This is a genomic window from Pseudundibacterium arcticum, assembly GCF_042646465.1.
In the GTDB taxonomy this organism is placed as follows: domain Bacteria; phylum Pseudomonadota; class Gammaproteobacteria; order Burkholderiales; family Burkholderiaceae_D; genus Undibacterium_A; species Undibacterium_A arcticum.
Genome location: NZ_JBHRTP010000110.1, coordinates 1 through 8,633, shown reverse-complemented (window position 1 = coordinate 8,633; position 8,633 = coordinate 1). Strand labels below are relative to the sequence as shown.

Here is an 8,633-nt window from a genome sequence, read left to right as displayed (position 1 = left end):
GAACTCGCGTCCTATCTCAACCTGTCCCCAGAAACCCTCAGCCGACTCAAACATCAAGGCAAAATCTGAGGTCCAGTGCGCCACCCAAACTGCAACACCAGGATCACCACATTCTCTCGTAACACCTGTCGTAACAATCGCTGGTAGCTTTCGGGTCCCAGCCGATTCCGGATTCGGATTCCGGGAGCCCGGGCCACGTCCGAGACGACGGACAGCGGAGCAGTGGCAATCAGCATGGCGAGGCCGATCTGGCGGATATGCCGAAGGTCAGGGCCTGCGGCGACTTGCCTACCAGGAAGCAGAGATTGAGTATCTGCGTCATCGGTACGGCGCCCAGACCAAGTGCGCCAAAGTAAATGACCAGCGGTGGCACCGCTACATTGACCGATCCCGACAGAAACCCGGCGAGCAGACCGACTAGAAGCGCTGAACTGCGCGGGTGTCGTTTCAGCACCGACCAATCGAGACTACGAAAGCGGGCCTGCTGGAGATACACCACAATCATTACAGCGAGCCGCAACTTCAACGACTTCGGGCCGGCGATACGCCCTGCATGGAGGAAGCCGGCGTCGTTGGTTGATCAACGAAAGGTGCGAGGACTCCTCGCACGGGTTCTCGCCTGGGAATGACGCGGTAAGTTCTTAGTCATGCTCCGCGTAGTTTCTATAAGTAAATAAGACTTGCTGTCTTGATACCAGTCATCATCGCTACGATGGGACTCAAGATAATCAGAAAGCCGAAGCCGGGAACACCGTGCGCCATTGCTGCGATTGCTAGAAACAGAGGTGGCCCCGCTTGTTAGGACAGCGTTTTAGCTTTTTAAGTGGAAACTCTGCAGCGTAGGGTTATGCACGGGCGTGCGTAGGGTTATGCACGGGCGTGCGTAGGGTTATGCACGGGCGCGTGTGCTGCTCTTCCATCAAGCACGAGCGCATGCGCCGGTGTATAACCCGGATTCCCATCAAGCAGCCTGCAATTGATAGGGGGTGTCGAAGTAGACCATGTCCGGCGTTTTGCGGTCAAGCGACGAGTGTGGCCGAAAGCGATTGAAGAAGTCCAGGTAGCTGCCCAGTTTGCGGCGCGCTTCGACCACGCTATCGCAGGCATGCAGATAAACGTGTTCGTACTTCACGCTGCGCCACAGCCGTTCCACAAAGACGTTGTCGACCCAACGGCCCTTGCCATCCATGCTGATCTGGATGTTGTTTTCCTTGAGCACGCTGGTGAATTCGTGGCTGGTGAACTGGCTGCCCTGGTCGCTGTTGAAGATATCTGGCGTGCCGTATTTGTCAATCGCTTCGTTGAGCGCTTCGACGCAAAAATCGGCTGTCATGCTGATCGATACACGATGGGAGAGCACCTTGCGCGTGGCCCAATCAACGATGGCCACAAGGTACACAAAGCCCCGCCGCATCGGGATGTAGGTTAAATCAGTTGCCCAGACCTGGTTCGGTCGATCAATGACCAGATTGCGCAGCAAGTACGGATAAATTCGGTTCTCCGGATGCGGTTTGCTGGTGTTGCGTTTGCGGTAGATGGCTTCGATGCCCATCTTCTTCATGAGCGTGCCAACATGGCGACGACCGACTTCGGTGCCCTCCAGGCCCAACATGTCGCGCAACATGCGTGAGCCGGCAAACGGATACTCCAGATGCAGCTCGTCCATGCGTCGCATCAGCGCTAGATCGCTCTCTGGCACGGGCTTGGGCAGGTAGTAGACATTCGAGCGCGACAGCTCCAGCAGCGCCGCCTGGCGCGTGACAGACAACGCGTGGGTCTTGTCGATCATTTCTTTGCGCTCGCACCGTCCATACGACCGAGCGCGACGGCCAAAAAATCAATCTCCATCGCCTGTTGACCAATCTTGGCGTGCAGCGAACCGATGTCCGGCACGGCGGCGGCTTCCTTGCGTTCGGCTGCCGTGGCGAAAATCTCGGTTGAACGCATGATCAATTCCGATTTCCACTGTGTGATCTGGTTCGTGTGCACGTCATATTGCACGCTCAGTTCGGCCAGCGTCTTCTCGCCCTTGATTGCCGCCAAGGCGACCTTGGCCTTGAAGGCCGCTGTGTGATTTCTTCTCGTACGTTTCATTCCTGCTCCTAATACGCGCATCGCGCGTTCTCATTTGAGCAGAATTTCCACTTAGACGCTTGTCTGAATTTTCAGCGCCACTTCTAAACAACCACCAGTACAAGCGTCATTGGCGACTGCATAATGTGCGCGGATCAAGCAGGCAGGAAGCTCCGTAGAAGTAATGTCAGTGCCAAACACCATTCGCAAACTCCATATCGCATATCCGATATCGTGATTAGACATCGATGTCTCACCCTTCTACAATGTATTTAAAGAAAGATTTAATTTAACTAGGAGTGCATGCCATGTCTACATTGACCACAAATGCTTCAACCCAAATGAATACCGATAAAGCGCCTTTGACTTTGAGTGTCGCTTCGTTCATTGCTGCGTTGTTTGCAGTCAATCTGCGTGAATCGCTCGATGCAGCGACCGGCGGCGATAAATCGGACGCTGCCTTCACATGGGGCATGTAAGTTACTGCCGATAGCGCATTGACAAAAACAAGATCGGGTAACAGATCATCCGGTGCAATTACGGATATTGCAACCCGATCGCTTTGTTGAATTAGAAGTGCATTGTGAAACAAGCGCCGAGCAAGCAATAGCGGTCAAAGGCTTTTTGTCATATGTCATATCCTTTGCCCGCTATCTTCACCATCAAAACGCCCAACGCCAAATCAGGCCATTGCCTCGAGTCGTACCTGACCACTCTCTTCCGTCATCGTCCTGGCAAGAAGTTTTACCAGCGCGTACACCGTATCAATATGTGGCGTCGGTGTGTTGGTAAGTCGCCCCAGCTCAACCACCGATCCCACTAGCGCATCAATCTCCGGGCCGCGCCCCGCCTCAACATCCTGCAACATTGACGTCTTGTGCTTGCCAACTTTTTCAGCACCTGCAATGCGTTTTTCGAGCGGCACGCGGAATTCTATACCGAGTTTGTTGGCCACTGCCTGAGCTTCACGCATCATGTTGGCAGCGAGTTCTCGCGAAATCGGGTATTGGCAAATATCGACCAAAGTTGAATGTGACAGCGCGCTGATCGGATTGAAGGTCAGGTTGCCCCACAGTTTGAGCCAGATTTCGGCGCGAATATTCTCCAGCACCGGCGCTTTGAAGCCGGCATTAATAAAGCATTCTGAAATTTTCGTGACACGGTGACCGACGGAACCATCCAGTTCACCTACCGGGAAACGGTCACCCTCAATGTGCCTGACGACGCCCGGTGCGATCAATTCGGAGGCCGGATATACCACGCACCCAATGACGCGTCTTGCTGGAATTTTTTCGCCGATCATCCCGGTCGGATCCACGCTCTTCACGTGGCGTCCCTCAAACTCACCTGCGTGCTTGTAAAAATACCAGTAAGGTATGCCGTTCTGCATTGTGACTACTGCAGTGTCAGGGCCGAACAGCTTAGGTAGATCGTCCGCGACCGCTTCCACCTGGTGCGCCTTCAATGCAAGAATCACGATGTCCTGCGGACCCGCCTCCGCATAGTTCGAGGTGGCCTTCACGTTGGTCGCAACGTGCTCGACACCGTCTTGCATAATGAGCTTCATACCGTTCTTGCGAATGGCAGCAAGATTCGCACCGCGGACGATGAACGTCACATCCTCGCCGGCCAATGCCAGTTTCACACCGACGTAGCCGCCGATCGCGCCTGCTCCTATGATCGCAATTTTCATTTACACAGTCCCTGGAAAAAAATTATTGGAAGCGGTTGCTAAGCTTTCCGATGCCGTCAATCTCTACCTCGACGGTGCTACCCGGCTTCATTGAACCGACACCGACCGAGGTTCCACACAATATAATGTCGCCAGGGTTCAGCGTCATGTCCCTCGATATCATGCTCACGAGTTGTCGCACCGAAAAGAGCATGTCGTTGATCGGATAGTCTTGCCTGATCTCGCCATTGAGAACCGTCTTGACGACGAGCATTGCGGGATCGAGGCCAGTCGCCACCACCGGTCCGAATGGACAGAATGTATCAAAACCTTTTGCGCGAACCCACTGCGCAAAAGACGGGTCGCGGTTAAGAATGTCGGCGACCGTTACGTCATTGGCACAGGTATAGCCAAAGACGTAATTCATCGCATATTCTTCGGACACTTCCTTGCATGTCTTGCCGATCACAATGCCAAGCTCACCTTCGAAAACGACTTTGCCATCGCAAGACGGTTTACGGATCGTTTCATGCGGGTTGAGATACGAGTTCGGTGCCTTGATCAAATACAAGGGTTCAGCCGGAGTCGCCAAATTCAATTTCTCACCGAGCGCGCGGAAGTTATTCCACATCGCGATGATCTTGCTCGGCTGAGTAGGTGTCAGAAGCCTGACATCACCCAGCTTCACAGTCATATCCGTGGGCTCGGGCTTGTCAAACATGTCACCCCGACAAACCCGAATCTGGTTGCCTTCAAGCGTACCGAAGCGGACGACTCCACCCTCATTAAAACGAACCCAGCGCTGTACCATTTTGATGCTCTCTTTTCAAAGGCGAGATTAGACTAGCTTCCCTCGATTTGTTTACTGGCGGGTCATGCGCTACTTGACCTTCAAGGAAAAATTCGCGCACGGCACGTTCACTCGGCTCATGAGCGTGGACCCTCCATCGCTACGCCGACTTTTTGGCGCGGTACGACGCTGACACTCTCAGAATTTTCCTCATTTGCACTCTCGATAAAGCGTTTGCGCATGGGAGACAACACAAATTTCGCTGCGATAGCGGCAGCTATCGTGATACCGGAAGCCGCGATAAATACCCGGTCCCAGTTGCCACCTGCCGATAACACGGATGCCAGCGGAACTAGCAATGAAGCCGTCCCTTTCGCGGTGTACAGTGTGCCAGCGTTACCCGCCGCGAATTTGACGCCAAACGTATCAGCACAAATCGCAGGGAAAATTGAAAAGATCTCGCCCCAGAAAAGAAAGACCAGTGCTGCGAACGTCATGAAAGCGATCGGATCATGACCAAACTTCATGAGTCCGAGCATCGATACGCCTTCACCGAGAAAGACGATGAACATGGTATTTTCACGGCCGATCCTGTCAGAGATAAAACCACACAGAGGACGCGTAAAGCCGTTGCAAAGATTATCGATCGACAGCGTCATCGTCAACAGCGGCAAGGTGAGTCCAAATAGCGAAATCGGCAACTTCGCCAGGCCATAATCTTTAGCGATCGGGCCAAGTTGTGCGGTCGCCATCAGACCACCTGCAGCGACTGCCACGAACAGCAGATAAATTAACCAGAAGACGGGCGTCTTGAGCATTCTCCCAGTAGAGTAATCGACCTTGGTTGTTACCAGTCTCGGCGCTGCCTTCACACCTACTGGCGCCTTTGGCCTCACCATGAACAGCGCCAGGATAAAAATACATATGCCCTGGAAAATGCCGAAAAACTCGAACGCATGTTGATATCCAGAACTCTGAATCATGTTTGCGATTGGAATGACGGTGACTGCCGCTCCGGCGCCAAATCCTGCCGCCGTCAACCCGGCCGCCAAACCGCGCTTGTCCGGAAACCACTTGAGCGCATTGCCAACGCAGGTGCCATACACACAACCGGCGCCGATACCGGCGATCACGGCAGCTAGGTAAAGCTCGGCAAGCGTTGTCGCATGCGCGTCAATCACCCACCCGATGGCGGCGAAGACAGCACCTATCGCAACGACGGGACGCGGTCCAAACTTATCAACCAACCAACCCTCTATCGGAACGAGCCAGGTCTCGACCAGGATAAAAATCGAGAACGACAATTGAATTGCGGATAAGCCCCAATGATTCTTGGCCTCGATGGGACTCACGAACAGGGTCCAGGCATATTGGAGATTGGCTACCAATCCCATACATATGATCCCGAAAACCAGCTGGACCCAACGATTGCTCGACTTTCTGCTATAGACATTGCTGTCAGTCGCGGTTTGACTATGGTGGTTCATGAAGTTTATCTCCTGGATATCTTTGTAATATTTATGGTCACTATGGTCTGCGTGAGTTTCTTTACTGGTTTGCTATTGCTTCGTGCACTTAGTACTGAAATATTACATCCCTAGATGAGACGCAGCGTCGCTACAATGAACCCAATCGCCGTCTGACTGAGTGAATGGCGCATACCACTTTTCAACTCAGGTCCACACGCTCGTTTGTCCCGCCGCGGTTCAATCAGACCTGCTGAGCATGACTTAAGCACATTACAATTTGCTGTCGTCCCGGCCAAGGCGGGAACGATATTGCAATGCTCGGCGTTGTCATTCATTTTCGTAAATCTCAATCGCTTGGGGAGATTGTGCGAGAACCGTTTGGCGTTATCCTTGACCGCGGTTAAGATTCGAAGACTGCGATTATTTAACTGCGCGCTGAAATATCGCTTGCTTCGCCGCTACTCAGACGCCGACTTCGCGCTGCTGGATCTCCGCCCAATTGATGTAAGCGCCAAGCTTGCTGCCAGCAGCGGTCATAGTGTCGTAGCAGCGTGACTTCGTCGTTTGTATTGCGTCGATCAGAAAGTCCGCATCGTAGGCTTTTAGCAGATGCGGCTGATGCGTTTCCAGATAAATCCGGATGCGATCCTTCTCATCGGCCTTGCATAAAAGAGTTTGGTAGGTATCGCCGTCCCAGTGCCATCGCAGGCCAAGTTCGTAAAACGCCGCGTTGTAGGCGTTACGATGAACGTCTACCGCATTAGCTGCGGCATCGCTATTGATCTTGCTATCGAACATGGCAGTTCTCCTTCTCTATGAATGCATCTCTGAAAGAATCCGTCTGTGCAACATCGCAGACTTCAATTACATCGTAGGATCAAGAAACGATTAGGTATAGTTAAAGTTTTTAAGCATAATGATTAACTACTCTTTATACATCTGTCGAAATTAGATATGAAGAATGCAACATTGCGCCAGCTGAAGGTGTTCGAAGCCGTGGCTCGGCACTTGAGCTACTCGCGCGCTGCAGAAGAACTACATCTGACCCAGCCGGCGGTATCGACACAGGTAAAGACACTCGCCGGACACGTGGGGTTAGCGCTGTTTGAGCAACTCGGCAAGAAGATTTACCTTACGCCAGGCGGCACCGAGCTCCTTCACTTCAGTCGAGCAATCATTCAACTGTTTCAGGAAGCGGAAGAGACCCTTACACAGTTCAAGGGCATATCGGGAGGGAAGCTGAACGTTGCGGTAATCAGCGCAGGCGACTATTTTTTCCCGCGGCTCCTGGTTGAGTTCGCTCGCCGCCACCCCGGCGTGACGCTCAATCTCACTGTGCACAATCGCGAAGAACTGCTTGGGCAACTCGCCAACAACCTAACCGATTTGGCAATCATGGTGCGCCCGCCGCAAGACATGGATACGGTCAACGAATCGTTCGCGCCTCACCCCTACGTTATCGTGGCCCCGCCGAACCATTCTCTTGTGGGGCAAAAAAAAATACCCATGTCGGTTCTGAAGCGTGAACCTTTTGTGGTTCGGGAAAAGGGTTCGGACACGTGGAATTCGATGGAGGATGGTTTCGGCGAACACCTGAAGGACCTCAATATCGCGATGGAAATCAAGAGCACTGAAACCATCAAACAGGCGGTCATCGCGGGTATGGGCATCAGCTTTCTTTCGGCCCACACAATCGGCCTGGAATTACAGGCGAACAGTTTGGCGGTTCTCGATGTACAAGGGTTTCCCGTGATGTTGAATTGGTATGTAGTTCATCGCAAGAACAAGCGACTCCCCCCTGTGGCGCTTGCATTTAAGAACTTTCTCTTGAGCGATGGCGCGACTCTTATCCAGAAAATTATTCCGTTCACTCCCAAACGAGCAGTACGCAAGAAGTAATCGCCAGTGAAAGTAGAGGCTAAGTCGCGTGCGCAAGTATTGACACATTTACCGTCGCGAAAGTGAGTCGCGGTAGGGACGGGAATTTCGTCCCGCCCCCCGCACAGATCCCTGCGGGCAGAATTACTGCACAAGGCTCCTGCCTCAGGTAGTGACGCCAAACCGTTTTGTTGGATACGGGTGCTGCTGACGGACATTCGGCAAATACATTTGGACAAATCGCTTAAACCGCTTCCACGTCATCCGGTGCCGTTGGCTCCGACGTCTCAGCGCCCTGAGCCAGGTACGACACACTTCTTTGCGAAAGCTGTTTAATCGCTTCAGATTGTCAGGCACGGCGTGGTAATTGAAATACCCTCGAATTACCGCTCCCAGCCACTGCCCCCGTTACCTTCACTGGTTCATGCCGCCGGCGCTTGAGTTTGTCCCGGATCGCTTGCAACGTCGCACGCATGCGTTTCATGATCGTCAGCCGCACGATCTTGAATCTGCCTGTACGCGTCGTTCCGCAACAATGCGTGAACCCCAGGAGGTCGAACGTTTCCGGTCTGCCGAGTCCGCGACGCTGACGCCGTACCGCCGCCCACCGCCCGAACTCGATCAACCGCGTTTTCTCCGGGTGGAATTTCAGCCCGAACTTGGCAAATCGTTCCTCCAGTGCGTAATCCAGCCAAACTGGACGCCTAATCCGCCGCAAACTGGACACGCATTCCACGCCAAACTGGACACT

The 8,633-nt window shown here is 53.2% G+C and carries 8 protein-coding genes and 1 pseudogene; 2 read left to right on the top strand and 7 right to left on the bottom strand.

Annotated features, from left to right (window positions below):
* Nucleotides 1–229: 229 nt before the first annotated feature.
* Nucleotides 230–454, bottom strand: coding sequence for a hypothetical protein (locus tag ACFOFO_RS25890; RefSeq protein ID WP_390333459.1), 225 nt, complete (start codon nt 452–454; stop codon nt 230–232).
* A gap of 507 nt (nt 455–961) precedes the next feature.
* Nucleotides 962–2,094 (bottom strand): IS3 family transposase gene (locus ACFOFO_RS25885; RefSeq protein WP_390323702.1). Its coding sequence is split into 2 segments (ribosomal slippage): nt 962–1,830 and nt 1,830–2,094, totalling 1,134 coding nucleotides; the frame shifts between segments, so codons are not numbered across the junction.
* A 287-nt stretch (nt 2,095–2,381) separates the two neighbouring features.
* Between ACFOFO_RS25885 and ACFOFO_RS25880 the strand changes: the two genes are divergently transcribed.
* A complete protein-coding gene (locus ACFOFO_RS25880; protein WP_390323698.1) occupies nt 2,382–2,552 on the top strand; it encodes a hypothetical protein in 171 nt (56 codons plus the stop codon).
* 203 nt (nt 2,553–2,755) lie between these two features.
* On the opposite strand, the gene ACFOFO_RS25875 is transcribed toward ACFOFO_RS25880, so the two are convergent.
* The 4 genes from ACFOFO_RS25875 to ACFOFO_RS25860 all read right to left on the bottom strand — a co-directional run bounded on the left by ACFOFO_RS25875 (nt 2,756) and on the right by ACFOFO_RS25860 (nt 6,802).
* On the bottom strand, nt 2,756–3,766 hold the full coding sequence (locus ACFOFO_RS25875) for a 2-dehydropantoate 2-reductase (RefSeq protein WP_390333457.1): 1,011 nt from the start codon (nt 3,764–3,766) through the stop codon (nt 2,756–2,758).
* Between the two features lie 22 nt (nt 3,767–3,788).
* Nucleotides 3,789–4,556, bottom strand: coding sequence for a fumarylacetoacetate hydrolase family protein (locus tag ACFOFO_RS25870; protein ID WP_390323697.1), 768 nt, complete (start codon nt 4,554–4,556; stop codon nt 3,789–3,791).
* A 116-nt stretch (nt 4,557–4,672) separates the two neighbouring features.
* On the bottom strand, nt 4,673–6,022 hold the full coding sequence (oxlT, locus tag ACFOFO_RS25865; RefSeq protein WP_390333454.1) for an oxalate/formate MFS antiporter: 1,350 nt from the start codon (nt 6,020–6,022) through the stop codon (nt 4,673–4,675).
* Nucleotides 6,023–6,466: 444 nt separating this feature from the next.
* The gene (locus ACFOFO_RS25860) at nt 6,467–6,802 is read right to left on the bottom strand and encodes an HAD family hydrolase (RefSeq protein WP_390323696.1); all 336 of its coding nucleotides are present in this window, start codon (nt 6,800–6,802) and stop codon (nt 6,467–6,469) included.
* A gap of 156 nt (nt 6,803–6,958) precedes the next feature.
* Between ACFOFO_RS25860 and ACFOFO_RS25855 the strand changes: the two genes are divergently transcribed.
* Complete coding sequence (locus ACFOFO_RS25855; RefSeq protein WP_390323695.1) at nt 6,959–7,903, top strand: LysR family transcriptional regulator; 945 nt, start codon at nt 6,959–6,961, stop codon at nt 7,901–7,903.
* A gap of 328 nt (nt 7,904–8,231) precedes the next feature.
* Here the strand turns inward: ACFOFO_RS25855 and ACFOFO_RS25850 are convergent.
* Nucleotides 8,232–8,633 (bottom strand): annotated as a pseudogene (locus ACFOFO_RS25850) (hypothetical protein); the annotation flags it as partial.